This is a genomic window from Streptomyces sp. NPDC052023 (assembly GCF_044548465.1).
In the GTDB taxonomy this organism is placed as follows: Bacteria; Actinomycetota; Actinomycetes; order Streptomycetales; family Streptomycetaceae; genus Streptomyces.
This window is the reverse complement of the sequence record NZ_JBIUBW010000006.1, coordinates 1-25,380: the sequence shown is the minus strand read 5'-3', so window position 1 is coordinate 25,380 and position 25,380 is coordinate 1. Positions and strand designations below refer to the sequence as shown.

Here is a 25,380-nt window from a genome sequence, read left to right as displayed (position 1 = left end):
TCATGGCTTCCGTATTCGAGTACGCGCCGGCGCCCGAGTCCCGCTCGGTCGTCGACATCGCCCCGTCCTACGGCCTGTTCGTCGACGGCGAGTTCGCCGAGGCGGCCGACGGCAAGGTGTTCAAGACGGTCTCCCCGGCCACCGAGGAGGTCCTCTCCGAGGTCGCCCAGGCGGGCGAGGCGGACGTCGACCGTGCCGTGAAGGCCGCGCGCAAGGCCTTCGAGAAGTGGTCGGCGCTGCCCGGCTCCGAGCGCGCCAAGTACCTGTTCCGCATCGCCCGCATCATCCAGGAGCGCTCCCGCGAGCTCGCGGTCCTCGAGACGCTGGACAACGGCAAGCCCATCAAGGAGACGCGGGACGCCGACCTGCCCCTGGTGGCGGCGCACTTCTTCTACTACGCGGGCTGGGCCGACAAGCTCGGCCACGCCGGCTTCGGGCCTTCCCCGAAGCCGCTGGGCGTGGCCGGCCAGGTCATCCCGTGGAACTTCCCGCTGCTGATGCTGGCGTGGAAGATCGCCCCGGCGCTGGCGACCGGCAACACGGTCGTGCTCAAGCCCGCCGAGACGACCCCGCTGTCGGCCCTGTTCTTCGCGGACATCTGCCGCCAGGCGGGCCTGCCCAAGGGCGTCGTCAACATCCTTCCTGGGTACGGCGACGCGGGCGCCGCGCTCGTCGCCCACCCGGACGTGAACAAGGTCGCCTTCACCGGCTCGACCGCCGTCGGCAAGGAGATCGCGCGCACCGTCGCGGGGACGAGCAAGAAGCTCACCCTCGAACTGGGCGGCAAGGGCGCCAACATCGTCTTCGACGACGCCCCGATCGACCAGGCCGTCGAGGGGATCGTCACCGGCATCTTCTTCAACCAGGGCCAGGTCTGCTGCGCGGGCAGCCGGCTGCTGGTGCAGGAGTCGATCCAGGACGAGCTGCTGGACGCGCTGAAGCGCCGCCTGTCGACGCTGCGCCTGGGCGACCCGCTCGACAAGAACACGGACATCGGCGCGATCAACTCCGCCGAGCAGCTGGCCCGGATCACCGCGCTCGCCGAACAGGGCGAGGCGGAGGGCGCCGAGCGCTGGTCGCCGGCCTGCGAGCTGCCGTCGTCCGGCTACTGGTTCGCCCCGACGCTCTTCACGAACGTCACCCAGGCGCACACGGTCGCCCGCGACGAGATCTTCGGCCCGGTCCTGTCGGTCCTCACGTTCCGTACGCCGGACGAGGCCGTCGCCAAGGCCAACAACACCCCGTACGGCCTCTCGGCGGGCATCTGGACGGAGAAGGGCTCCCGGATCCTGGCGGTCGCGAACAAGCTGCGCGCGGGCGTCGTCTGGTCCAACACGTTCAACAAGTTCGACCCGGCCTCGCCGTTCGGCGGCTACAAGGAGTCGGGCTTCGGCCGCGAGGGCGGTCGCCACGGCCTGGAGGCGTACCTCGATGTCTGACCGACTCAGTGTGTTCAAGACCTACAAGCTGTACGTCGGCGGGAAGTTCCCGCGTTCCGAGAGCGGCCGGGTGTACGAGGTGTCGGACTCCAAGGGCAAGTGGCTGGCCAACGCGCCGCAGTCCTCCCGCAAGGACGCCCGTGACGCGGTCGTCGCCGCCCGCAAGGCGTTCGGCGGCTGGTCCGGCGCGACGGCGTACAACCGGGGCCAGGTCCTCTACCGCGTGGCGGAGATGCTGGAGGGCCGCAGGAGCCAGTTCGTCCACGAGGTCGCGGACGCCGAGGGGCTGTCGAAGTCCAAGGCCGGCGAGCAGGTCGACGCGACGATCGACCGCTGGGTCTGGTACGCGGGCTGGACCGACAAGATCGCTCAGGTGGTGGGCGGCGGGAACCCGGTCGCGGGCCCGTTCTTCAACCTGTCCTCACCCGAGCCGACGGGCGTGGTGGCAGTGGTCGCCCCCCAGGAGTCGTCCTTCCTGGGCCTGGTCTCGGTGCTCGCCCCGGTGATCGCGACGGGCAACACGGCGGTCGTGGTGGCCTCCGAGAAGGCCCCGCTGCCCGCCCTGTCCCTGGGCGAGGTGCTGGCGACCTCCGACGTCCCCGGCGGCGTGGTCAACGTCCTGTCCGGCCGTACGGCGGAGATCGCCGCGCCGCTGGCCGCGCACCAGGACGTCAACGCGATCGACCTGGCGGGCGCCGACGAGGTGCTGGCGAAGGAGCTCGAGATCGCCGCGGCGGACAATCTCAAGCGGGTGCTGCGTCCACAGCCTGTGGACGACTGGTCCGCGACTCCGGGGACCGACCGGATGACGGCCTTTTTGGAGACCAAGACGGTGTGGCACCCGACGGGTTCGCTCGGGGCGTCGGGGTCGTCGTACTGAGCCTGCGCGGCGCATGAGCCTGACGGCGCCGGGCCGCCCCTGTGGGCGGCCCGGCGCCGTTGTTCCAGGGTGCCGTTGCGCAGGGTCAGCGCACGTCGACGAAGTCGCCCGCGGACACCGCGGCCGCCGTGCCGGACGAACCGGCATAGGACCAGCGGTAGGTCCCGTCGTGGTACGCGCGGACGGTGGTGGACAGCGAGCCCTCGGCGCCCGTCAGGACCGTCTTCACGGTCTTGAACTCCTTGCAGCCCTCCGGGCGGAACTGCAGCTTCACCGCCTGACCGGCCTCGGCGGCCACGTTCGTCCCGGTCGCCCAGCCGGCGTGCTGCACACCGCCCATGACGGTGAGGTTCTTGCCCCGCTTCACAGGCTCGGGGGTGGCGTCGGCGGTGACGTGGGTCTGGCGCAGCATGGTGAAGGTGGCGGCGGTGTCGAGGAAGTGGGCGTCGCTGTCCGGGGCGATCGCGAAGGCGCTGACCTTCCAGGTGCCGGCCTGCGCGTCGTCCGCCGGGGCCGTGCCCGGGGTGAGATCGAAGGTCAGGGTGCAGGTGCTGGTCGTGTCGGCGGTCGGACCGCAGGCCGCGGTCGAGGACACCGCGGCGTCCGGGGCGTCGATCGGGCCGTGGTAGAGGGTGGCGTTGATCTGCTCCAGACCGGACGGGTCGGTGGCGGTGACCTTCACGGTCACGGTTCTCGCGGCCGTACCGACGACGACGGGGTTGCCGTCGTTGACGACGACGCCGGTGACCTCGGTGTCGCCGAACTGCTCGTCCGCGTGCGCGGCCGGAACGGCGAGGGCGGACAGGGCGACGGCGCCGCACGCAGCGGCGACAGCTGAGCTCATGCGCATGCGAATTCCCCAATGTAAATGCCGCGGCCCGTCCATAATCCCCCGGCGGGCCCGAATTGACGTGTGCAGCGTACTCATCCCGTGGAGATTTCGGAACGTTTCCGTGGAGCACGTCCACCGCGGTGCGGATTTCCGGGCGAAAGAATGCGCGCGGAATATCCGCCGCGTTGATTCCATGGAAAGCCGACGGGGAAATTCGGTCCGAATTTCAGCGGACCTGGCGCCCACCTACGCGTACCGCGGGTCCGGGCCGGCGACCGCCCGCGCCGGGTTCCGGCCACCCGGTGGGGCCCCGATCCCGGCTGACGGGGCCATCGGGCGCACTCATGAACGAGGGGCAACGTTCGCATGAAGCATGTCGAATGCAGTTACCGCCGACGATCGCGTATCACTCGCGCCTCACTAACCTGCCTGTGCCGCGCCGTCGGCGAACCAGCGTCGGCTCGTGCGGCTTCCTGATGTCGGGAACAGGGGAAACGCAGGGGTGGGGATGGATGGCGAGAAGAAAGGGCGGCGCTGCAGTGCCCGGCACGCGCTGTCACATAGACATAGGGGCGGACGGAACCTACTCGTGGCGGCTGACCGCCACGAACGGCCGGGTGATCGCCATGGCCGCCGTGACGTACCAGGGGTACGACGAATGCCGTGCGGCGTTCGAGCGGTTGTGCGCCGACGTCGCGCATTTACCGGGTGCCGTGCACCACACGTCCGAGGGGAGCGGCTGGGTCTGGCGGCTGCGGGACCGCGCCGGTGGCGCCGTCGCCGTGTCGTCGCGGGCCTACGAGCGGCACTCCACGTGCCAGGCCGCCTATGAGCGCTTCCGGTCGCTGCTCGCCGAACTCGGCGCGGGCGGAGCGATCCCGTGGGACGACACGGAGTGAGCGCCGGCTGAGCGGCTGACGACGGCGCCGGGCCGGCGGCCCGGCATGTGAGGCAACGGGGCCCGGACCCGCCGCACCGGCGGGTCCGGGCCCCGACGCGTTCTCCGGGCCCGTACCCCGTACGGCCTCTGTCATCGCCGCGTTCACGTCAACCCCCGAAGTTGCCCCTCGGGGGTGCCTAGTTCACATTCGTGTGCGCGTGCGTCCACCGTTTCTCTGGAGCGTCAACACATGTGACGACGCGAATAGATGAGCGGCCAGTGGTCCCGGCGGACGACCCCCCGAGACGCCTCCACGTCGACCCCGGCGTGCCCGACCGGATCTTCCGGGGCGTGCTGCGCGGCGGCGGCTCGCTGGTGCTCGCGATCATGCTGCTCGTCGGCGGCTTCCTCACCTACCGGGCCTGGCAGGCGCTGGAGGTCGCGCAGTGGGACTTCGTCACCACCGAGGCGTGGGAGCCGGAAGGCCGTAACTTCGGTATCGCCGCGGTGCTGGTCGGCACGATCCTGATCGCCCTCGTCGCCATCGTCTTCGCGGTCCCGCTGGCGCTCGGCACGGCGCTGTACATCTCCGAGTACGCCCCCGCCCGGATCAGACAGACGCTCATCAGCGTCGTCGACCTGATGGCCGCCGTGCCGTCGGTGGTCTACGGCCTGTGGGGCCTGTTCTTCTTCCAGGGACACGTCGTCACGGTGTCCCGCTGGATCTCCACGTACTTCGGCTGGATCCCGGTCTTCAAGGTCGACGGCGCCGACCCGACGGACCCGCTCGCCACCGCGACGGTCTTCACGTCGTCCACGTTCATCGCGGGCATGGTGGTGTCCCTGATGGTCGCGCCGATCATCTGCTCGGTGATGCGCGAGGTGTTCTCGCAGGCCCCCGTGGGCGAACGGGAAGGCGCCTACGCGCTCGGCGCCAACCGCTGGGGCATGATCCGCACCGTCGTGCTGCCCTTCGGCAAGGGCGGCATGATCGGCGGCACCATGCTGGGCCTCGGCCGGGCGCTCGGCGAGACCATCGCCGTCTACCTGATCATCTCGCCGGTCTTCGAGATCCAGCCGCACATCCTGCAGAACGGCACCAACTCCGTCTCCTCGCTCATCGCCCTGCGCTACGGCGAGGCGACCGAGTTCGGCATGTCCGCGCTGATGGCCGCCGGCCTCGCGCTCTTCCTGATGACCCTCGTCGTGAACTTCGCCGCGTCCTCGATCGTCGCCCGCAGCCGTTCCGGCGCGACGAGCGACTCCTGAGGAGACCGAGCCTGATGACCGTCACCACGCCACAGAGCCCGCCGAGCGACCAGGAGCCGCAGGGCGGGCCGAGCCCGGCGGCGCCGCAGCAGCCCACCGGGCCGGGCACGATCCTGCCGGGACGCCGCACGGGCGGCCGTACGACCGTCTCCGAGTCCCGCAGGAACCTGTCCACGCTGCGCGCCACGGACGTGTACGCGATGCTGGGCGCCGGCGCCGCGTCGCTCTCCTTGACCTGGCTGATGTTCGACCGGCTGCTGCCCTTCAACGGCGCGCTCGGCTTCCTCGTCATCGCCTACGTGCTGTTCATCGGCCTCTATGCGCTGGTGGTCTCCTTCGACGAGGACGGCCCGGCCGTACGGGACCGGGTGGCCGCCGCCGTCGTCCAGAGCCTCGGCGTCGTGATGCTGGCCGCGCTCGCCTTCGTCGTCGTCTACACGCTCTACGAGGGCCGCGAGGCGCTGCCGCACCTGAACTTCTACACGGAGTCGATGGCCGCCGCGGGCCCGCTGGAACCGCTCGGCGTGGGCGGCATCCTGCACGCCATCGTCGGCACGCTGTGGCAGATCGGCATCGCGCTGGTGATCTGCATCCCGGCCGGGCTCGTCTGCGCGGTCTTCCTGAACGAGATCCCGGGCCGCTTCAGCCGGTTCGTGCGCACCATCGTCGAGGCGATGACCGCGCTGCCCTCCATCGTGGCCGGCCTGTTCATCTACGCGACCTTCATCCTGGCCCTCGGCTTCGACCGCTCCGGCCTCGCCGCCGCGCTCGCCATCTCCGTGATGATGCTGCCGATCATCATCCGCGCCGCCGACGTGGTGATCCGGCTGGTCCCCGGCACGCTGCGGGAGGCGTCGTACGCCCTCGGCACCTCCCGCTGGCGCACGGTCTGGCACGTGGTGCTGCCGACCTCCCGCTCCGGTCTGACGACGGCGGTCATCCTCGGCACGGCGCGCGGCGTGGGCGAGACCTCGCCGGTGCTGCTGACGGCCGGCTACACCGCGGAGCTGAACACCAACCCGCTCCAGGACCCGATGGTCTCGCTGCCGCTCGCGGCCTTCGAGCTCGTCAAGTCCCCCGAGGCCAGCTACATCGCCCGTGGCTTCGGCACCGCGGCGGTCCTGCTGGTGCTGGTGCTGATCCTGTTCGTCCTCGCCCGCTTCTTCGGCGGGCGCGGACCGGGCCAGCTGACCCGCCGCCAGGAACACCGCCGCGTCCGGGCCTCCCGCCGCGACGCCAAGCGCTTCGCCTCGTACGCCCACACCACGTCCGTCCAGCCGTCAGCCGGTAACGCACCGACGAGGAGCACCCCGTGAAATCCGCACCTGTCCGACGTCCACGCGCCCTGCGCGTGTACCAGGCGCTGGCGCTGTTCGTCGCCTTGGTCTGCGCGCTGCCGGCCCTCGACCCGCCGAAGGCGGAGGCCGCCACCTACACCAAGATCAGCGGCTCCGGCTCGACGTGGAGCGCCAACGCCATCGAGCAGTGGCGCCGCAACGTCCGCCAGCAGGGCATGACGGTGAACTACGCGTCGGTCGGCTCGACGATCGGCCGCAACCAGTTCCGTGACGGCACCTCGGACTTCGGCGTCTCCGAGATCCCCTACGGCCTCAACGACCTCGGCAACGTCGACTCCCCGCCGTCGCGCAAGTACGCGTACATGCCGATCGTCGCCGGTGGTACGTCGTTCATGTACAACCTGAGGATCGGCGGCCAGCGGGTCACCAACCTCCGGCTCTCGGGCGACGTCATCACGAAGATCTTCACCGGCAGGATCACCATGTGGAACGCGGCCGAGATCAAGGCCGACAACCCCAAGCTGAACCTGCCGGCCCGCCGGATCGTCCCGGTGGTCCGCTCCGACGGCTCGGGCACGACCGCGCAGTTCACGCTGTGGATGTCGAAGCAGTACGGCTCCCTGTGGAACGACTACTGCCGCCGCGCCGGCAAGCAGACTCCCTGCGGCCTGACCTCGTACTTCCCGAACATCCCGGGCTCCGGATTCGTCTCCCAGTCCACCTCGCTCGGCGTCGCGGGCTACACCCGTCAGCCGCAGGCCGAGGGCGCGATCACGTACGTCGAGTACTCCTACGCGCGCAACGCCGGCTTCCCCGTGGTCAAGGTCCTGAACAAGTCGGGCTACTACGTCGAGCCGACCGCGTCCAGCGTCGCGGTGGCGCTGACCAAGGCGAGGATCAACAACGACCCGCGCTCGGCGACCTACCTCACCCAGAACCTGGACAGCGTCTACACCTTCGGCGACCGCCGCACGTACCCGCTCTCCAGCTACAGCTACATGATCATCCCCACCAAGGAGGAGGCGGGCTTCACCAAGGCCAAGGGCCGGACGCTCAGCGCCTTCAACAACTACTTCCTCTGCGAGGGCCAGCAGCAGGCCGACCGCCTCGGCTACTCACCACTGCCGAAGAACCTCGTCGAGGCCGGTATGGAGCAGACGCGGAAGATCCCCGGCGCCGAGACCGGCAACATCGACATCAACAAGTGCAACAACCCGACGTTCTCCGGCGGACGTAACACGCTGATCGAGAACGCGCCCTATCCGAAGGCCTGTGACAAGAAGGGCTCGGACCAGTGCGCCACCGGTACCGGCGGCGCCACGCAGCCCACCACGCAGACCGGCGGCACCTCCGGCGGTGGCTCCAGCACGGGCGGCAGCGGGGGCTCGACCGGCGGCAGCGGCGCGACGGGCGGCTCCGGCTCGACCGGCGGGTCCGGCTCGACGGGCTCGGGCGGTGCCACGGGCGGCTCGGACGGCGGCACTGACGGCGGCGGCACCGGCGGCACGGCCGGGACGACCGGCGGCACGGTCGTCGACCCGGACACCGGCGAGGTCCTCGGCGCCGACCGGACAGCCGGAGACAGCTCCGTGGCGGCCAGCCCGGTGTCCCTGGGCACCGGGGACTCCCTGGGCCTGCGGACGGCTCTGATGGCACTGTCCGCGGCGCTGCTGATCGGTGTGGTGGTCGGGCCCCCGGTGCTCGCGCGGGTGATGGGCGGCAGGGCGCGCCGGAAGGGGGGGTCGGCATGACCGCCGTACTGACGCGGCGTCGGCCGCGGATTCTGATCGCGGTGGGGTGTCTGCTGGCCGCGCTGGTGGTGGCCTTGCTGCCGGTGCCGCCGGGCACGGCGCAGGCCGTGGCGGCGGAGGGGACGGAGTCCTCGGCGGTCACCAAGTCGGGGAAGAAGGGGAAGTACGACGACTTCTCCGACCTCGAAGTGACGGTTCATCAGACCGAGGGGCTTCGGTCCCAGGGGGTGCGGGTCACGTGGGAGGGCGGTGCGCCGACCCGGCCGGGCCCCGGCCAGTTCAGCGCCAACTACCTCCAGATCATGCAGTGCTGGGGCGACGACCCCGGCGGCCCGGATCCCGAGCAGTGCGTGTACGGCGGGTCCGCGGCCGTGGTCGCGGACGGCCAGGGCCGGGTGCTCAACCCCTCACTCGACCCGGACGAGGCAGCCCGGAGCTTCGTGCCGTTCCGCCCGGCCAACGGTGAACCGGCCACGACGCAGGCCTTCGACTACACGTACTTCGGCCCGCTGGACACCAACGAACAGCAGGCGAACCTGACGTTCGCGAACGGCACCGGCGAGACGGTGTTCGAGATGCAGGACGGCATCCAGGCCGACTACCTCGGGTGCGGCGTGAACACGGCCCCCGAGGGAAAGCCTGCTGCGCCGCGCCCCTGCTGGCTGGTCGTCGTGCCGCGTGGCCTCCATGAGACCAACGGCAACGACGTCGGCTTCGGCAGCCTCGGGACCTCTCCGCTCTCCGCCACGAACTGGGCCCAGCGGATCGTCTTCCCGCTGGAATTCCTCCAGGTGGACCAGTTCTGCCCCGAGGGGCAGCCGGAGCGGCCGACGATCGGCACCGAGCTGATGACGGACGCGGCCACGTCGTGGCAGCCGAAGCTGTGCACCTCCACGGACAGCACGTTCGGCTTCACCTCGGCGGGCGAGGAGCTGGTCAGGAACCAGGTGCTCAGCACGTCCGGCGAAACCCCGACCCTGGGCTTCACCGTCGATCCGGTGGCTCAGCCGGAGGGCGGGCCGGCTGTCGTGCACGCGCCGACGGCGGTGTCCGGCCTGGCCTTCGCGTTCTTCATCGAAGGGCCGGACGGCGTGGTGCAGGACATGAAACTGACCCCGCGGCTGGTGGCGAAGATACTCACCCACTCGTACAGGAACGACGTCTCCCTGAGCCCCACCCCGGAATACCTGAAAGACAATCCGATCGACTTCACCGAGGATCCGGAGTTCAAGAAGCTCAATCCGCAATTCCCCGACACTCCGGTCTCGCCCATGAGCCTCATGGTCCCCATCGGGAATTCGGACACGGCGCGACTGATGTGGAGCTGGCTGCAGTCGGACCGTGAGGCCCGCGAGTTCCTTGCCGGTCAGCCGGATCCTGACGGGATGAAGATCAACCCCCATTTCGAGGAACTCGAGCTGGACAGGAACACCACGATCAACGAGTACCCCAAGGTTGATCCGTCGCGGGGGGACGCCCTTCAGAATTCGCAGACCAACCCCCTCACGTACACGATTCTCGACCTGGCCCCGTACGCACTCGATCTGCATGACGGGGCTTTGCGTGCCCGGCGCGGCAACAACAACAGGACCATCCAGTACCAGGCCGGCAACGGAACACCGGACAAACTCGTCAACGACCCCTACCCGCCTGGTCAACGAGCCGTGATGGCGATCGTGGACGTCCCCTCGGCGGAGCGGTACGGGTTGCCGACCGCGGCCCTGCGCAACGCGGACGGCGGTTTCGTGAAGCCCTCGAACACCACACTGCTGGCCGGCGTCGACGCGATGCGGCCGTCGTCCGGCAACCCCGCGGTGCTCAAGCCCGACCCGGCGCGCGCGAAGGGCCAGGCCTACCCCCTCACGGCGGTGACCTACGCCGCCGCCTCCGTGAACCAGGACACCGCGGCCCGCAAGGCCTACGCGGAGTTCATCAGGTTCGCCGCGGGTCCGGGTCAGACGCAGGGCCTGTCGGCGGGTGAACTTCCCCCCGGCTACGCACCGCTGCCGGGCAGGTTGCGCACCCAGGCCGAGAACGCCGCGGACGACCTGGAGCGCGGAGCCGTCCCCGACGGCCCCACGGGCGGGCCGGACCCGGACGACCCCGGCGCCGCGGGGCCGGGGCCCGCCGGCGGTGCCGGAGGGGACTCCTCCGGTGCCGGTACCGGAGGAGCGGCATCGGGAGCAGGTGGCGCAGCCGGCGGCAGTGCGGAGCCGTCAGCGTCGGGGCCGGCCGCCGCGAACGCTTCGGGGGCACCCTCCGCGGGGCCTCAGCAAAATGTCGCGGAAGCCAAGGGCGGATTCACTCCCGGGGAGATTATGGGAGTCATTCGATGGGTTCTTGTCGGCGTTCTCATCCTCGGTGGAGCGGCCGGGCTTTCGGGTCCGGTAATGCTGCGCCTCGCCCATCGGCGGACTCCCTAGGAGACACCTAGTAAGCCTGCTCGTAACCTTTCCCTCGCTGGGAATTGGTGGCCACTGCCAGGAAATGTTGGAAATGTATGCGGTGGCCGATCGACGGGTCGGCAGCACAGCAATCCGGATTCAGCTTGAACGTCCAGCCTTCGAAATCCGAAACAAGGAGATCAGAAGTGAACGTCAAGTCTCGCGCCAAGGTCGGCGCCGCGGTTCTCGGTGCCGCGGTTCTCGGTGTCGGCATCATGTCCACCCCGGCGTCGGCGGACTACCCCACCCCGCCGTTCCGTCCGCTGGCCGGTGTCGGTTCCGACACCACGCAGTACGTGGTGAACGGCCTTGGCGACGTCGTGGTGGACGCCGGCGGCAACAAGATCGTCGGTTCCTGGAACGCCACCGGTTCCGCCACGATCACCCCGAAGGCCGACGCGCACTGCGCGAACATCGCCCGCCCGAACGGCTCTTCGGCCGGTATCGACAGACTGCTCGCCGACATCAACAACACGGCCCAGTCCGACTGTGTCGACTTCGCCCGTTCCTCGCGGGGTCCGTCGACCGTGGGCTCGACCCTGACCTTCATCCCGTTCGGCAAGGACGCGGTCACCTACGCGACCGACCTGGGCAGCACCCTGCCGACCAACCTGTCCGTCTCGCAGCTGCAGTCCATCTACCGGAACTGCACCTTCGTGGACGGCGGCGTCACCAAGACGGTCTCCAAGGCTCTGCTGCCGCAGGCCGGCTCCGGCACCCGGACGTACTGGCTGTCGTCCATCAACGTCACCGAGGCGGAGATCACCGCGGCCAAGCAGGCCGGCTGCGTCGACGACACCATCCAGGAGCACGACGGCGTCGCGCTCGCGAGCGGCACCCAGATCATGCCGTACTCGGTCGCCCAGTGGATCGCCCAGGGCAAGGGCTTCGCCGACGTTCCGAACCGCCGCGGTGAGTCGCGTCTGCGCAGCATCGCGGGTGTGGCTCCGACCACCGGTTCGGGCAGCACGCTGGCCCTGAACCCGAACTTCACCTTCGCCCGCGACGTCTACAACGTCGTCCCGACCGCCAAGCTCGGTGACGCGAACATCGCGCGCGCCTTCGTCGGCGCCAACTCCCAGGTCTGCCAGAACATCGCCACGATCAAGAACTACGGCTTCGGTGACCTGAGCGCCGACTCCGCGCCGTCCAACTGCGGTGACACCAGCACCACCGGCAACCGGTAAGCGCTGATCGTCATCCGAACCACCGCGTGACGGCCGGGCACCGACCAGGTGCCCGGCCCCACGCGCTGTCCATGAGTCCGTGCAGCCAACAGTCCCCCGGGGGGCCTCCGCAATGACAGTGCTCCAACCCTTCCGAAGAGCGGCCGCGATACTGGCCGCCTGCGTCGTGCTCGCCGCAGGTGTCGTAGCTCTGGTCGCGTCCCAGTCCCAGCCTGCCCGGGCGGCGTCCATCGGGGAATTCACCATGGCGCCCGGCGGCAAGCTCGACGATCCCGAGCCGCTCGGCCCGACACTGGGGCTTCCCGCCGCGTGCCCCGACGTCACGATCGAGGACATCAACTGGAACAGCCATCTCAACCTCTACCTCGTCAAGGCTGACGGCACCGAGTCCACGGTGTTGAGGGGCGTGAGCGACGGCGGGCCGTACACCCAGGCGACCCCGTCGATCTCGCTGGCCGCGGCGGACAACCCCGGCATGGAGGTGAACAGCCTCGCCGACATCGTCACCAGTGACGGCACCTACGAGTTGCGTGCCTTCTGCGTGGACAACTACGACTTCGCCAAGCCCTCGGAGGAGATCGTCCCCGGCAACCCGTACTGGACCCAGAAGATCACCGTCACCGGTGACACCTGGGCGCAGGGCGAGGGCGCGGAGGCGACCAGCACCGAGCTGACGTACAGCCCCTCCCAGGTCGAGCCCGGCCAGACGGTGAAACTCACCGCGACCGTCACCCCGTCCGAGGCGACCGGGACCGTGACCTTCCTGGACGGCGGCACCCCGCTCGATCAGGCCGCCGTCGCGAACGGCAAGGCCGAACTCACCACTCCCGCTCTGGACGAAGGGCCGCACGACTTCACCGCCCGCTTCGACCCGGCGAACACCGCCGAGTGGGGCGCCTCCGAGTCCGAGCCCGTCAGGCTGGTCGTCCAGCTGCCCCGGGTAGAGCTCCACAACGCGCAGGGCGAGCGGCTGCCGGATGTCCCGCAGCTGGAGCGAGGTCAGCAGGTGAAGCTCATCGTCCGGCGCTGCACGGCCGGCGAGGAGTACACGCTGGCCCTCGACAAGCACGAGGCCGACTTCCCCAAGGCCACAGCCGACCCGAACGGGACGGTGACCTGGGCATCCCTCACCGTGCCCGAGGACGCGGTCGCCGGTGACAACGCCTGGAAGTGGACCCCGGCGTGCGACGGGGGAGCGAACGCCCAGGCGTCCTTCACCCTCGCCGAGCCCTCCGGCGACCCCAGCGGCGGGCCCTCGGACGACCCGACCGACGACCCCACGGACGACCCGACCGACGACCCGACGGACGACCCGACCGACGACCCGTCGGGCGACACCTCCGGCACGACGTCCGGGACCACGTCCGGCACGACCGGCGGTGACAGCGGCGGTACCAGCGGCGGTTCCACCGGCGGCAACTCCCCGCAGGGCGGCCTCGCCTCCACCGGCAGCCAGATCGCGCTGTTCTCCGGCATCGGAGCGGTCGTCCTGGTCGCGGCCGGCATCTTCGCCGTGCGCTCCGGCCGCCGGGGCGGGCTGCTGAGCTTCGGCGAGCCCCGGGCCTGACGGCACCAGGAGCACGGGCGGCGGGCCACAGCGCCGCCGTCCGCGCCTCCTTGTCCCCCTTCGAGACCTCTCCACAGGAGCGCACCCCGTGACCGTGCTGTCCCCGCCCCCGCCGGCCGTGGCGCCGCCGGCAGCGGCGTCCTCACCCGAGCCCGAGCCCGAGCCCGCCGCCGGGCCGCCGCGGGCCGAACGCGCCGGCTTCGCGTTCGCCGGGGTCGCGCTGTGCCTGCTCGCCGCGCTGCTGCTCGGCTTCGCCGCCAACCTGACGATCGTCGGCCACCTTCAGCACGCCCGCGACCAGCAGACGGCGTACGACGAACTCCGCCGCCAACTCGCGCTCGGCGTCGCCCCGGTGGGCCAGCAGACCTACGAGGGCAAGCTGCTGGAGCCCGGCGCGCCGGTGGCGCTGCTGCGTATCCCGACGCTGGGCCTGAAGGAGGTCGTCGCCGAGGGAACCACCTCCGGCGTGCTGATGTCGGGCCCCGGCCACCGCCGGGACACCCCGCTGCCGGGACAGGCCGGCACCAGCGTGATCATGGGCCGCCAGTGGGCGTACGGCAGCCCGTTCAACGACCTGCACCAGCTGCCGCCCGGCACGGAGATCCGTGTGACCACGGGGCAGGGCACGGCCACCTACGAGGTCTCGGCCGTCCGCCGTGAGGGCGACCCGCTGCCACCCACCCTCGAGGAGGGCGAGGGCAGGCTCACCCTGATCACCGCCGAGGGCGGGCCCTACACCCCGTCCGGCACCCTCCGCGTCGACGCGGAGCTGACCAGCGACGTGATGCCCGCCCCGCCGCGCCCACTGGCGCCCGGCTGGATCGACACATCCGAGCAGGCCATGGGCACGGAAGGGGCGGCCTGGCTGTCGGTCTTCCTGTGGTCGCAGGGTCTGCTGCTGGCCGCACTGCTCACCATGGCCGCCTACCGCGCCTGGGGCCGCTGGCAGACGTGGATCGTCGGCGTGCCCGTGCTGGCCGCCTTCGGCCTCGCAGTCTCCGGCGCCGCCGCGCGTCTGCTGCCCAACCTGCTCTGACCGACGAGGAGTTCAGCCCCATGACCGATACGACCGACACCACCAGCACCCTCGTCGACGAGATCCTCGACCCGACGCAGAAGCTGACGGCGGTGAAGCCGCGCAAGCTGGGCGCGGCGACGGCGGAGAGCGACCCCGCCACCCTGGAGGCCGACGCCATCTCGGCGTGGTTCGGCACCCACAAGGTCCTGGAACGCGTCTCGCTGACGATGCCGGCGCGCAGGGTGACGGCGCTCATCGGCCCGTCCGGCTGCGGCAAGTCGACGTTCCTGCGGATCCTGAACCGCATGCACGAACTGGTCGGCTCCGCCTCCCTGTCCGGCCGGGTGCTCCTCGACGGCGACGACATCTACGACCGCGGCCGCCGCATCACCCACGCCCGCCGGCACATCGGCATGGTCTTCCAGAAGCCGAACCCCTTCCCGGCGATGTCGATCTACGACAACGTCACCGCGGGCCTCAAGCTCGGCGGCATCAGGGCCGGCCGCGACGACAAGGACCGGCTGGTCGAGGAGTGCCTGACCAAGGCGGGCCTGTGGAAGGAGGTCCGTGACCGCCTCCGCCAGCCCGGCGGCGCGCTGTCGGGCGGCCAGCAGCAGCGCCTGTGCATCGCGCGCTCGCTGGCGGTACGCCCGCGCGTCCTGCTGATGGACGAACCCTGCTCGGCCCTCGACCCGACGTCGACGCGTCGCATCGAGGAGACGATCCACGAGCTGAAGGAAGAGGTGACGATCGTGATCGTCACCCACAACATGCAGCAGGCGGCCCGCGTATCCGACCAGTGCGCCTTCTTCCTCGCCGAACAGGGCACCCCGGGCGTGATCGTCGAACACGGCGCCACGGACGCGATGTTCAGCACCCCGCAGGACCCCCGGACCACGGATTACGTGAACGGGCGATTCGGCTGACCACCGAACGGATCCAGGCGATGCATGGCACCCTCCGCGCACTGCCCCCGGGACGAGCGGGCCGCACGGTGCCCGTCACGGCGGCACTCCTGACCGTCACCGCCGCCGTGGCCCTCGCCGGCTGTGCCGTCCCGGGCGTCCCGGACGAGCCGCTCGCGAACCCGCCCGCATCCGCCCCGGCGGCCGGACAGGCCGTCCAGGGCGGGCACGGGGTGCCCGTCGTGTCCGAGCCTCCCGCCGCGTCCCGTCCGGTGGAGTCCCCGACGGACGGCGCCGGGTCGCCCCCGCCGGTGGGCCAGGGCTCGGGGCCCACGCCGACCCCTTCACCCCCAGCGACCGCGACCGCCGCCTCGCCCGAGGCCGAGGCTCCTGATCCGGCGCCGTCCCCGTCTCCGTCCCCCTCCGCGTCCCCGGGTCCCCGCGCCACGCCCTCCAGGAAGCCCTGGACGGCGCCTGCGACCCGGGAGGGCCCCGCGCGCAGCAAGGACGGTTCGACCACCCTGCGGATCGGCGACTGGTCGGCCAAGGTCGTGCGCGGTGGCCAGGACGCCGTCGACGCGTGTCAGGACGCCGTGCAGTGGACGGGGCCGGATCTCGGGTCCGAGGACGGGTACGCGCTGCGGACCGCCGTCGTCGTGGGCCACGAGTACTGCGGGGGCTTCGACCGGTTCGCCCGGCTGACCGTGGGGACCACCGTCACCGCCACGACGCCGCGCGGCACGTTCACGTACCGCGTCTACGCCCACCACGTGTCACCGGGCCGCGGCACGCCCTCCCACGGCCTCTACTGGGGCGACCTCACCCTCCAGTCCTGCGTCGGCGACGACACGGGCTTCAGCTATCTCGTGCGCGAGTGACCTGAGGAAAGGGAGTTGTTCATCTCCCCTTTTCCCCTCGGAGTCGGCCCGGCGCCCCCGTGCCGCCCGCCGCTGCCTAGCGTCGGTCGCGGAAACCGGAACCGTCACCTCGGATCCCGGTGCCGCCCGAACGAACTCCCGACCGGCAGGAGTGTTCTGATGTCCCGTCCGCTCACGAGACCCTTCCGCGAGGTGGGCGCGCGGCTGCGCGGCCGGCGTGGACTGCGCGGCTCCGTCGTCGCGACGGTGGCCACCGTGGCCACGGCCCTGCTCACCGCGGGTTCCCAGGCGCCGGGGCACGTCGGTGCGCAGCCGGTGGCGCAGGACGACGGGACGAGCGTGCCCGGCGGATTCGTGCCGCCGGACGCCGCACTGCCGGAGGTTCCCTCGCAGGGCGACGATTCCTACCACGTCGAACTCCCGCCCCTGAAGGGCGTGAAGGCCGTCGAGAAGGTGTGGGGCAAGGAGGCCTCGAAACCGGCTCCCCGGCGCACCGCGACCGAGGCCGGGCTGCCGTCCACCGTGTTCGCCGCCTATCAGCGGGCCGCCACGTCGGTCGGGCGCAGCGATCCCTCGTGCGGGCTGAAGTGGGAACTGCTCGCCGCCATCGGCAAGGTCGAGTCCGGGCACGCGAGCGGCGGCGCCGTCGCCGCCGACGGCGACACCCTCACCCGTATCACCGGGCCGGCCCTCGACGGCAACGGCTTCGCGCTGATCCTCGACAGCGAGGGCGGGCAGTGGGACGGGGACGCCGTGTACGACCGGGCCGTCGGGCCCATGCAGTTCCTGCCGACCACCTGGAAGACCTGGGGCGCCGACGGCAACGGCGACGGCACCGCGGATCCGAACAACATCTACGACGCCGCTCTGGCCGCGGGCCACTACCTGTGCGCCGGCGAGCGGGACCTCGGCACGGCCGCCGGCCTGGAGCGGGCGATCCTCAGCTACAACTACTCCCGCGACTACCTGAACCTCGTCCTGGGCTGGATGGAGTTCTATCTGCGCGGCGTGCACACCGTTCCCGACGGCACGGGCGTCGTCCCGGACAGCCCGGGGGCGGGCAGCGGGGCCCTCGCGACCAGGCCTGTGGTCGAGGTGGGGAACGGGAACGGCGGTTCCGGCGGCGGGTCCGGTGGCGGTGTCACGCCGGGGCCCGGAGGGCCCACCCGGCCCGGGTCCCCCAAGCCGCCGTCCACGCCGTCCGCGAGCGCGAGCCCCACCTCCAAGCCTGAACCGAGCGACGGCCCGGGCGACGGCCCGGGTGAGGAGCCGACGCCTACCGGGACGCCGAGCGACACCGTCGCGCCGACTCCCGGCGAGAGCCCGTCGCAGACCCCTTCGGACCCCGCCGAGCCGTCCGTCCCGACGGAGACCACCCCGGACCCCGAGCCCTCCACCGAGACCCCGGCGTCCCCCTCACCCGGCGGGACCACCGGGAGCCCTGAGCCCACCTCGTCCGGCACCACCGCACCGGTCTCCGGCTGAGCGGACCGGGACGGAGCGGACGGGGCGGACGGGGCACACGGGGCCCGGCACGGTTCAGCCGGCTGATCCGCCGCCGAAGTCCCGTGCCGGGCCTGCGCTCGGCGTCCCGCGGGGGGTGGTGTTCGGGTGCGGGACACCTGCGGGCGGATACGTCCAAGGGGGGGTGAGGAGCGCATCCGCACTCCCCTTAGCGTGGGACGTGCCGGGGCGGAGCGGACAGCCGGGGGGAGTGCTACAGCCCAACTCCCGGTGAATCGGGGGTCCTGGGGCACTTGGGGTGGCTGTGCCGTCGGCGCTGCGCTGAACTGCCCGGCGCAGCGCCATGGTGCCTCAGATGCCGGCCGCCTCGGACAGGTCCCGCTTGATCGCCGCCAGCAGGTCCGTCGCCTTGGCGCGGGCCGCCGGGAGGTCGGCGTGGCCGGTGACGGGCACCACGACCTCCAGGTAGCACTTCAGCTTCGGTTCCGTGCCGCTGGGGCGGACGATGACGCGGGCGCCGTCGAGGGTGTAGCGCAGGCCGTCCGTGGGCGGGAGCTTGTCCGTGCCCCGGGTGAGGTCCTCCGCCTTCGTGATCCTCAGGCCCGCGAGGTGCGTGGGCGGCTGCTCGCGCAGGCGGCGCATGGCGTCGGCGATCACCGAGAGGTCCTGCACGCGTACCGAGAGCTGGTCGGTGGCGTGCAGGCCGTGCTCCACGGCGAGGTCGTCGAGGAGGTCGGGGAGGGTGCGGTTGTCCGCCTTGAGGACGGAGGCCAGTTCCGTGATCAGCAGCGCCGCCGTGATGCCGTCCTTGTCGCGTACGCCGTCCGGGTCCACGCAGTAGCCGAGGGCCTCCTCGTAGCCGTAGCGCAGGTTCTCGACGCGGGCGATCCACTTGAAGCCGGTGAGGGTCTCCTCGTGGGCCAGGCCGGCCTTCGCGGCGATGCGGCCGAGGAGGGAGGAGGAGACGATCGACTCGGCGAACGTGCCCTGTGCTCCGCGGTTCACCAGGTGGGCGGCGAGGAGGGCGCCGACCTCGTCGCCGCGCAGCATCCGCCAGTCGTCGTTCTCCTTGACGGCGACCGCGCAGCGGTCCGCGTCCGGGTCGTTGGCGATGATCAGGTCGGGGTCGGTCTCCCGGGCCCTGGCGAACGCCAGGTCCATCGCGCCGGGTTCCTCCGGGTTGGGGAAGGCGACCGTGGGGAAGTCCGGGTCGGGCTCGGCCTGCTCGGTGACGAGGGCGGGGGCCGGGAAGCCGGCGCGGTCGAAAGCCGCGAGGAGGGTTTCCTTGCCGACGCCGTGCATGGCCGTGTAGACGGTGCGGGCGGTGCGGGGGGAGCCGGCGGCGAGGACGGCGTCCGTGCGGGCCAGGTAGGCGTGCAGGACGGTGTCGTCGAGGGTCTCCCAGCCTTCGGTGGGGCGGGAGACCGTGGTGAGGGAGGGGATCGCGGCGATCTCCGCGGCGATGTCCGTGTCGGCGGGCGGGACGATCTGGGAGCCGTCGCCGAGGTAGACCTTGTAGCCGTTGTCGCGGGGCGGGTTGTGGCTGGCGGTGACCTCCACGCCGGCGACCGCGCCGAGGTGCCTTATGGCGAAGGCGAGGACGGGGGTGGGGAGGGGGCGGGGGAGAACGGCCGCGCGGAGCCCGGCGCCGGTCATCACGGAGGCGGTGTCGCGGGCGAAGTCGGCGGACTTGTGGCGGGCGTCGTAGCCGATGACGACCAGGCCGCCCTCGTGGCCCTGCTTCTTGAGGTACGCGGCGAGGCCGGCGGCGGCGCGGATGACGACCGTGCGGTTCATGCGCAGGGGGCCGGCGCCGAGTTCGCCGCGGAGGCCGGCGGTGCCGAACTGCAGGGTGCCGCCGAAGCGGGTGGCGAGCTCGGTGACGTCCTTGGTGTCGATCAGGCGGGCGAGTTCGGCGCGGGTCTCCGGGTCGGGGTCCTCGGTGAGCCATGCCTGAGCCTGTGCGAGGAGGTCGTCTTGCACGGTCGGTCAGCCTCTCGTCGTGGGTGGTGCGGGGTGCCTGCGGCGGCTGTGCAGGGGATTGTGCCGGTGCGCTGTCCGTGGCGGGCTGTGCGGGTGGCGGTGTGGGGTGTCCGGCGGTCTGCGGCGGGGTCTCTGCGGTTGGCCTGTGGGGGTGGTGTGGGTGTCGTGCCTGTAGCGGTGGGGCCGGTGGTGCCGGTGTGCCTGCGGCGGCCTGTGCGGGTTGTGGGGCTTGTTGTAGCGCCTTCGGTGCGTGTCGTGTCGGGGCCGCGCCGGGGGGTGTCCGTCCTCGGAACGGCGCGGAATCGGTCACTTACCGACTCGCCCGGGTTGACGCCCCAACCGCTGCGGGCGGACACCCCCCGGCACGGCCCCTTCCCGCCGTGGGCGGCTTTCCCGGCGCGCGCCAAGGCGGAAAGCTGCGCGCCGCGGGCGGCGTTCCCGTCGTGCGTCCCGGCGGAAGGCCTTCCCGCCGGGGGCGGCTGGGTATTACAGGCGGTCGAGGACCTGGGTCAGGAGGGAGCCCATGCGGGTGGCGGAGTCGCGGCCCGCCTGGAGGACCTCCTCGTGGTTGAGGGGTTCTCCGGTCATCCCGGCGGCGAGGTTCGTGACCAGGGAGATGCCGAGGACCTCCGCGCCCGCCTCGCGTGCCGCGATGGCCTCCAGGACCGTCGACATGCCCACCAGGTCCGCGCCGATCACGCGGGCCATCCGGATCTCGGCCGGCGTCTCGTAGTGCGGGCCGGGGAACTGGGCGTAGACGCCCTCCTCCAGGGTGGGGTCGACCTCCTTGCACAGGGCCCGCAGGCGCGGGGAGTACAGGTCGGTGAGGTCGACGAAGTTGGCGCCGACGATGGGGGAGGTGGCGGTGAGGTTGATGTGGTCGCTGATCAGCACCGGCTGGCCGGGGCGCATGCCCTCGCGCAGGCCGCCGCAGCCGTTGGTGAGGACGACGGTCTTGCAGCCGGCGGCGACGGCGGTGCGGACGCCGTGCGCGACGGCGGCGACGCCGCGGCCCTCGTAGAAGTGCGTGCGACCGAGGAAGACCAGGGCGCGCTTGTCGCCGATCCGGTACGAGCGGATCTTGCCGCCGTGCCCGGCGACCGCCGGCGGCGGGAACCCGGGCAGGTCGGTGACCTGCAACTCGGCCTCGGGGGCGCCCAGCGCGTCCACGGCCGGTGCCCAGCCGGAGCCCATCACGAGGGCGACGTCGTGGGACTCGGTGCCGGTGAGCTCGCGCAGGCGGGCGGCGGCGGCGCCGGCGGCGGCGTACGGGTCGCCCTGGATGTCGTCCGGAAGAAGAGATGCGTTCACGCGGAAGAGGGTAGCCGGTCTGGTCCTACGCGCGTAGATGACGGAGGTCACGGGATTGCGATCGTTGTCTTGTCGTTTCCGACGACAGGGGTCGGCCCGGTCATTCGTCGGTGACGAGGACGTCCTTGTCGTTGAAGACCTCGACGACGAAGATCAGCAGCCGGCCACGGCTGACCGTGTACTCCACGATGATGTTCTGCGTGAGCCGGATCGTACGGTCGTCCCCGGTCGAGCTTATGGGGCGCGACACCGGCAGGAAGGGGTCGCGGGCCAGCAGGGCGATGCCCTTGTCGAAGGCGCCGCGCTGCCGGTCGTCGAGCCGGTCACGGGCCTCGGCCGCCTGCACCGTGAAGTAGACGTCGTACGTGGTGGGGGACATGTGATCTCCCGTGGGCGTCGGTCCTCCCAGTCTAGAGCCGGGGCCGGGGTCAGCAGGGCCTCTTGCGGAGCTCCATCACGTAGTCGTGCGGGGCGCCCGCCGATTCGGCGGCGTCCGCGATCTCGCCCAGGTAGCGGGCGGAGGGGAGGCCGCCCTCGTAGCCGTTGAGTACGTAGGCCCAGGCGCCCTCCTCGCCTTCGAGGGTGTGGACGCGCACGCGCATGCGGCGGTAGACGCCGAGGCCGACGCCGACCCATCGGTCGAGTGAGTCCTCGTCCAGGGGTGCGATGTCGTAGAGGGCGACGAAGACCTGGGAACCGGGGGACTCGACGATTGTCGAGAGCGCCCCCTCCCAGCCCATGTGCTCGCCGCCGAACGTCAGCCGCCAGCCGTTCATCCACCCCGTGGCCCGCATCGGCGAGTGGGGGGCGCGGCGGGACATCAGCCGCGCGTCGAGGTTGCCGGCGTAGGCGGCGTAGAGCGACATGGGTCGAGGGTACGGCAGACGACCGGCGCGTCACTTCCGTGCCAGGGGTACCTGTGGTAGCTCGGGCAGCCCCCCGGGGCAGTCGCACATTGAAGGGTGCGGGACAATGGAGTACGTGACTCGGATCGTGATCATCGGTGGCGGACCCGGCGGATACGAGGCGGCGCTGGTCGCCGCCCAGCTCGGGGCGGAGGTGACCGTCGTCGACTGCGACGGTCTGGGCGGAGCGTCGGTGCTGACCGACTGCGTGCCGTCGAAGACCCTGATCGCCACGGCCGAGGTGATGACCACCTTCGACTCCTCGTACGAGGAGCTGGGCATCATCGTCGCCGACGACACGCCGCACATCGAGCAGGCCGCCCGCGTGGTCGGCGTCGACCTCGGAAAGGTCAACCGGCGGGTGAAGCGGCTCGCGCTCGCCCAGTCGCACGACATCACCGCCGCGGTGACGCGGGCCGGCGCGCGGGTGATGCGCGGGCGTGGGCGGCTGGAGGGCATGCAGGCGCTCGACGGGTCGCGCAAGGTGGTCGTACGGGCCGCGGACGGCAGTGAGGAGACGCTCGCCGCGGACGCCGTGCTCATCGCCACCGGCGGGCACCCCCGTGAGCTGCCCGACGCCAGGCCCGACGGTGAGCGGATCCTGAACTGGACCCAGGTCTACGACCTCGACGAGCTCCCCGAGGAGCTGATCGTGGTCGGGTCGGGTGTGACCGGTGCCGAGTTCGCCGGTGCCTACCAGGCGCTCGGGTCCAAGGTCACGCTGGTCTCGTCCCGGGACCGGGTGCTGCCGGGCGAGGACCCGGACGCGGCCGCCGTGCTGGAGGACGTCTTCCGGCGGCGCGGCATGAACGTGATGGCGCGCTCCCGTGCCGCCTCCGCCAAGCGGGTCGGTGACCGGGTCGAGGTCACCCTCTCCGACGGCCGGGTCATCACCGGGTCGCACTGCCTGATGGCCGTCGGCGCCATCCCGAACACCGAGGGCATGGGGCTGGAGGAGGCCGGGGTCCGGCTCAAGGACTCCGGGCACATCTGGACCGACAAGGTCTCGCGCACGAGCGCCCCCGGTGTGTACGCCGCCGGTGACGTCACGGGGATCTTCGCCCTGGCGTCGGTCGCCGCCATGCAGGGCCGTATCGCCATGTACCACTTCCTTGGCGACGCGGTGGCCCCGCTGAACCTCAAGACCGTCTCGTCCAACGTCTTCACCGACCCCGAGATCGCCACCGTCGGCTACACCCAGGCCGACGTCGACGGCGGTGTCATCGACGCCCGGGTGGTGAAGCTGCCGCTGCTGCGCAACCCGCGCGCCAAGATGCAGGGCATCCGGGACGGCTTCGTCAAGATCTTCTGCCGTCCGGGTACGGGGATCGTGGTCGGCGGTGTGGTGGTGGCGCCGCGCGCGTCCGAACTCATCCATCCGATCTCGATCGCCGTCGACAACAATCTGACGGTCGAACAGATCGCGAACGCGTTCACCGTCTACCCCTCCCTTTCGGGGTCGATCGCGGAGGTGGCCCGCCAGCTCCACACCCGGAAGGCGACCGGCGAGGGCTGACCGTCCGGGCGGCCGAAAGTGACTCCTCGCTGGTCACGGGGAGTTGCCGACCATGCGTTCGGCATAGGCGGCGCGAGTAGGCCCCTATACCACTTCCCGATGACGTGTGCGAACAACTTCTGTTATTCGGCGCAAACTGCTGAAAGCAGACGGTCGTTGGGGTTACTGTCAGTTTCGTGTTCGCTGCAGAACGTCGCCAGTTGATCCTCGAAATGGTGCGCGCCAACGGGGCCGTGTCGCTCCGTGAGCTCGCCCGCGTCGTCCAGACCTCCGAAGTGACCGTACGGCGGGACGTGCGCGCACTGGAGGCAGAAGGACTCCTAGACCGCCGGCACGGCGGTGCGGTATTGCCGGGCGGATTCACGCGGGAATCCGGCTTTCCGCAGAAGTCGCATCTCGCGACCGCCGAGAAGACCGCCATCGCCGACCTCGCCGCGAACTTCGTGCAGGAGGGCGAGGCGATCGTGGTCGGGGCCGGTACGACGACTCAGGAGCTGGCCCGCCGGCTCGCCCGGGTCCCCGGCCTGACCGTCGTCACCAACTCCCTGCTCGTGGCGCAGGCCCTGGCCCACGCCAACCGGGTGGAGGTCGTGATGACCGGCGGTACGCTCCGCGGCTCCAACTACGCCCTCGTGGGGTCGGGCGCCGAACAGTCCCTCCAGGGGCTGCGGGTGTCCCGGGCCTTCCTCTCCGGTAGCGGCCTGACCGCCGAACGCGGTCTGTCCACGTCCAACATGCTCTCCGCGTCCGTGGACCGGGCCCTCGTCCAGGCCGCCGCCGAGGTCGTGGTCCTCGCGGACCACACCAAACTCGGTACGGACACGATGTTCCAGACCGTCCCGACCGATGTGATCACCCGCCTCGTGACGGACGAACCGCCGGTCCACGACGACCGTGCCGCCACCGAGCTGCAGGCGCTGGCCGACCAGGGCGTCCAGATCGCGGTGGCCGGCACGGGAGCCCCGGGAAACTCCGGTAGCGCGGGCGGCGAGGGCACCTCGGCACGCCAGCAGCGCCGGGACGTACCTCTCCCGGGCCCCCGCCGTGGCCAGGTGCCGGGGTCGCCCCTGCGCACGGCGGCCGTGCTCGGCGAGCAGTCACCGGGCGGGGAGCGGGCCAGGGTGGCCGATCTGCGGCGCCGGTGACGGGTCGCACTTCGCCCCGGGTCGGCCTGGCCTGAGGCAGGCCGTCAGGCCTTCTCGGCGCCGCCACGAGCGGCTGCCAGGAGGACGGCGCCGAACCCCCGCCGCCTCCTCGCCCTGGTGCGCCCGGACGACGGCACCGGCTCCCTCACGCCCCCCCACGGGAAACGAAGCGCCCGGCGGACGTCGGAAGCCGGTCCGCCGGGCGCTCAGGGTGCCGTACGACCACTCAGTCCTTGATCTCGCAGATCAGCGCGCCCGAGGTGATCGACGCGCCCACGTCCGCGGTCAGGCCCTTGATGGTCCCGGCCTTGTGGGCGTTGAGGGGCTGCTCCATCTTCATCGCCTCGAGTACGACGATCAGGTCGCCCTCCTTGACGGCCTGACCCTCCTCCACGGCGATCTTGACGATGGTGCCCTGCATCGGCGATGCGAGGCTGTCGCCGGACGCGACCGGGCCCGACTTCTTCGCGGCGCGGCGCTTGGGCTTGGCGCCGGCGGCGAGGCCGGTGCGGGCCAGCGACATGCCGAGGGAGGACGGGAGGGAGACCTCCAGCCGCTTGCCGCCGACCTCCACGACGACGGTCTCGCGGTCCAGTTCGTCCTCGGTCTCCGTGTCGGCGGGGGCGGTGAAGGGTTTGATGTCGTTGACGAACTCGGTCTCGATCCAGCGGGTGTGGACCGTGAAGGGGTCGGTGGAGCCGGTGAGTT

Annotated in this window: 21 protein-coding genes; 15 read left to right on the top strand and 6 right to left on the bottom strand. The window is 71.3% G+C overall.

What is annotated here, in order from left to right; genetic code table 11:
• Positions 1 to 2 precede the first annotated feature (2 nt).
• Both ACIHCM_RS14920 and ACIHCM_RS14915 read left to right on the top strand, forming a co-directional pair.
• A complete protein-coding gene (locus ACIHCM_RS14920; protein WP_399894730.1) occupies positions 3 to 1,439 on the top strand; it encodes an aldehyde dehydrogenase family protein in 1,437 nt (478 codons plus the stop codon).
• Complete coding sequence (locus tag ACIHCM_RS14915; protein ID WP_399894727.1) at positions 1,432 to 2,319, top strand: aldehyde dehydrogenase family protein; 888 nt, start codon at positions 1,432 to 1,434, stop codon at positions 2,317 to 2,319. Before ACIHCM_RS14920 ends, ACIHCM_RS14915 begins: the two co-directional genes overlap by 8 nt.
• Positions 2,320 to 2,404: 85 nt before the next feature.
• Here ACIHCM_RS14915 and ACIHCM_RS14910 read toward each other — a convergent pair whose 3' ends face one another.
• The gene (locus tag ACIHCM_RS14910) at positions 2,405 to 3,163 is read right to left on the bottom strand and encodes a DUF5707 domain-containing protein (RefSeq protein ID WP_399894724.1); all 759 of its coding nucleotides are present in this window, start codon (positions 3,161 to 3,163) and stop codon (positions 2,405 to 2,407) included.
• A gap of 500 nt (positions 3,164 to 3,663) precedes the next feature.
• On the opposite strand from ACIHCM_RS14910, the gene ACIHCM_RS14905 reads away from it, so the two are divergent.
• The 11 genes from ACIHCM_RS14905 to ACIHCM_RS14855 all read left to right on the top strand — a co-directional run bounded on the left by ACIHCM_RS14905 (position 3,664) and on the right by ACIHCM_RS14855 (position 17,833).
• On the top strand, positions 3,664 to 4,050 hold the full coding sequence (locus ACIHCM_RS14905; protein ID WP_399894721.1) for a hypothetical protein: 387 nt from the start codon (positions 3,664 to 3,666) through the stop codon (positions 4,048 to 4,050).
• Between the two features lie 260 nt (positions 4,051 to 4,310).
• Positions 4,311 to 5,300, top strand: a complete 990-nt coding sequence (gene pstC, locus ACIHCM_RS14900; RefSeq protein ID WP_399894718.1) for a phosphate ABC transporter permease subunit PstC — start codon at positions 4,311 to 4,313, stop codon at positions 5,298 to 5,300.
• A 14-nt stretch (positions 5,301 to 5,314) separates the two neighbouring features.
• The gene (gene pstA, locus ACIHCM_RS14895) at positions 5,315 to 6,616 is read left to right on the top strand and encodes a phosphate ABC transporter permease PstA (protein WP_399894715.1); all 1,302 of its coding nucleotides are present in this window, start codon (positions 5,315 to 5,317) and stop codon (positions 6,614 to 6,616) included.
• Positions 6,613 to 8,349, top strand: coding sequence for a phosphate ABC transporter substrate-binding protein PstS (locus tag ACIHCM_RS14890; RefSeq protein WP_399894712.1), 1,737 nt, complete (start codon positions 6,613 to 6,615; stop codon positions 8,347 to 8,349). The genes pstA and ACIHCM_RS14890 overlap by 4 nt, the downstream gene beginning before the upstream one ends.
• On the top strand, positions 8,346 to 10,772 hold the full coding sequence (locus ACIHCM_RS14885; RefSeq protein ID WP_399894709.1) for a hypothetical protein: 2,427 nt from the start codon (positions 8,346 to 8,348) through the stop codon (positions 10,770 to 10,772). Before ACIHCM_RS14890 ends, ACIHCM_RS14885 begins: the two co-directional genes overlap by 4 nt.
• A gap of 167 nt (positions 10,773 to 10,939) precedes the next feature.
• A complete protein-coding gene (locus ACIHCM_RS14880) occupies positions 10,940 to 11,980 on the top strand; it encodes a hypothetical protein (RefSeq protein WP_399894706.1) in 1,041 nt (346 codons plus the stop codon).
• A gap of 112 nt (positions 11,981 to 12,092) precedes the next feature.
• Positions 12,093 to 13,547, top strand: coding sequence for an Ig-like domain-containing protein (locus ACIHCM_RS14875; RefSeq protein ID WP_399894703.1), 1,455 nt, complete (start codon positions 12,093 to 12,095; stop codon positions 13,545 to 13,547).
• A gap of 88 nt (positions 13,548 to 13,635) precedes the next feature.
• Positions 13,636 to 14,583: a sortase gene (locus ACIHCM_RS14870; protein ID WP_399894700.1), complete on the top strand. Its 948-nt coding sequence runs from the start codon at positions 13,636 to 13,638 to the stop codon at positions 14,581 to 14,583.
• A 20-nt stretch (positions 14,584 to 14,603) separates the two neighbouring features.
• Positions 14,604 to 15,491: a phosphate ABC transporter ATP-binding protein gene (locus tag ACIHCM_RS14865; RefSeq protein ID WP_399894697.1), complete on the top strand. Its 888-nt coding sequence runs from the start codon at positions 14,604 to 14,606 to the stop codon at positions 15,489 to 15,491.
• A gap of 20 nt (positions 15,492 to 15,511) precedes the next feature.
• Complete coding sequence (locus tag ACIHCM_RS14860; protein ID WP_399894694.1) at positions 15,512 to 16,348, top strand: hypothetical protein; 837 nt, start codon at positions 15,512 to 15,514, stop codon at positions 16,346 to 16,348.
• A 159-nt stretch (positions 16,349 to 16,507) separates the two neighbouring features.
• Positions 16,508 to 17,833 (top strand): lytic murein transglycosylase, encoded by a 1,326-nt coding sequence (locus ACIHCM_RS14855; RefSeq protein ID WP_399894690.1) that lies wholly within the window; start codon positions 16,508 to 16,510, stop codon positions 17,831 to 17,833.
• A gap of 330 nt (positions 17,834 to 18,163) precedes the next feature.
• On the opposite strand, the gene ACIHCM_RS14850 is transcribed toward ACIHCM_RS14855, so the two are convergent.
• The 4 genes from ACIHCM_RS14850 to ACIHCM_RS14835 all read right to left on the bottom strand — a co-directional run bounded on the left by ACIHCM_RS14850 (position 18,164) and on the right by ACIHCM_RS14835 (position 21,972).
• Positions 18,164 to 19,795, bottom strand: a complete 1,632-nt coding sequence (locus ACIHCM_RS14850) for a phospho-sugar mutase (protein ID WP_399894687.1) — start codon at positions 19,793 to 19,795, stop codon at positions 18,164 to 18,166.
• Between the two features lie 486 nt (positions 19,796 to 20,281).
• The gene (locus tag ACIHCM_RS14845) at positions 20,282 to 21,106 is read right to left on the bottom strand and encodes a purine-nucleoside phosphorylase (RefSeq protein WP_399894683.1); all 825 of its coding nucleotides are present in this window, start codon (positions 21,104 to 21,106) and stop codon (positions 20,282 to 20,284) included.
• Between the two features lie 100 nt (positions 21,107 to 21,206).
• A complete protein-coding gene (locus tag ACIHCM_RS14840; protein ID WP_399894680.1) occupies positions 21,207 to 21,485 on the bottom strand; it encodes a type II toxin-antitoxin system RelE/ParE family toxin in 279 nt (92 codons plus the stop codon).
• Positions 21,486 to 21,534: 49 nt separating this feature from the next.
• Positions 21,535 to 21,972 carry a gamma-glutamylcyclotransferase gene (locus tag ACIHCM_RS14835; protein WP_399894677.1) on the bottom strand — a complete coding sequence of 146 codons (438 nt, stop codon included), beginning with the start codon at positions 21,970 to 21,972 and terminating at the stop codon, positions 21,535 to 21,537.
• 106 nt (positions 21,973 to 22,078) lie between these two features.
• Between ACIHCM_RS14835 and ACIHCM_RS14830 the strand changes: the two genes are divergently transcribed.
• Both ACIHCM_RS14830 and ACIHCM_RS14825 read left to right on the top strand, forming a co-directional pair.
• Positions 22,079 to 23,527 carry an NAD(P)H-quinone dehydrogenase gene (locus ACIHCM_RS14830; protein ID WP_399894674.1) on the top strand — a complete coding sequence of 483 codons (1,449 nt, stop codon included), beginning with the start codon at positions 22,079 to 22,081 and terminating at the stop codon, positions 23,525 to 23,527.
• A gap of 176 nt (positions 23,528 to 23,703) precedes the next feature.
• A complete protein-coding gene (locus ACIHCM_RS14825; RefSeq protein ID WP_399894671.1) occupies positions 23,704 to 24,672 on the top strand; it encodes a DeoR/GlpR family DNA-binding transcription regulator in 969 nt (322 codons plus the stop codon).
• A gap of 226 nt (positions 24,673 to 24,898) precedes the next feature.
• Here ACIHCM_RS14825 and ACIHCM_RS14820 read toward each other — a convergent pair.
• Positions 24,899 to 25,380 (bottom strand): acetyl-CoA carboxylase biotin carboxyl carrier protein subunit (locus ACIHCM_RS14820; protein WP_399894669.1); only part of this gene is annotated, 482 nt, incomplete at its 5' end.

What these genes read in the sequence shown, in the direction of transcription:
- ACIHCM_RS14865 (WP_399894697.1), top strand. Translation starts at nt 14,604, where the DNA reads ATGACCGATACGACCGACACCACCAGCACCCTCGTCGACGAGATCCTC.
- ACIHCM_RS14875 (WP_399894703.1), top strand. Translation starts at nt 12,093, where the DNA reads ATGACAGTGCTCCAACCCTTCCGAAGAGCGGCCGCGATACTGGCCGCC.
- ACIHCM_RS14840 (WP_399894680.1), bottom strand. Translation starts at nt 21,485, where the DNA reads ATGTCCCCCACCACGTACGACGTCTACTTCACGGTGCAGGCGGCCGAG.
- ACIHCM_RS14905 (WP_399894721.1), top strand. Translation starts at nt 3,664, where the DNA reads ATGGCGAGAAGAAAGGGCGGCGCTGCAGTGCCCGGCACGCGCTGTCAC.
- ACIHCM_RS14835 (WP_399894677.1), bottom strand. Translation starts at nt 21,972, where the DNA reads ATGTCGCTCTACGCCGCCTACGCCGGCAACCTCGACGCGCGGCTGATG.
- ACIHCM_RS14885 (WP_399894709.1), top strand. Translation starts at nt 8,346, where the DNA reads ATGACCGCCGTACTGACGCGGCGTCGGCCGCGGATTCTGATCGCGGTG.
- ACIHCM_RS14910 (WP_399894724.1), bottom strand. Translation starts at nt 3,163, where the DNA reads ATGAGCTCAGCTGTCGCCGCTGCGTGCGGCGCCGTCGCCCTGTCCGCC.
- ACIHCM_RS14855 (WP_399894690.1), top strand. Translation starts at nt 16,508, where the DNA reads ATGTCCCGTCCGCTCACGAGACCCTTCCGCGAGGTGGGCGCGCGGCTG.
- ACIHCM_RS14915 (WP_399894727.1), top strand. Translation starts at nt 1,432, where the DNA reads ATGTCTGACCGACTCAGTGTGTTCAAGACCTACAAGCTGTACGTCGGC.
- ACIHCM_RS14830 (WP_399894674.1), top strand. Translation starts at nt 22,079, where the DNA reads ATGGAGTACGTGACTCGGATCGTGATCATCGGTGGCGGACCCGGCGGA.
- ACIHCM_RS14920 (WP_399894730.1), top strand. Translation starts at nt 3, where the DNA reads ATGGCTTCCGTATTCGAGTACGCGCCGGCGCCCGAGTCCCGCTCGGTC.
- pstA (WP_399894715.1), top strand. Translation starts at nt 5,315, where the DNA reads ATGACCGTCACCACGCCACAGAGCCCGCCGAGCGACCAGGAGCCGCAG.
- ACIHCM_RS14860 (WP_399894694.1), top strand. Translation starts at nt 15,512, where the DNA reads ATGCATGGCACCCTCCGCGCACTGCCCCCGGGACGAGCGGGCCGCACG.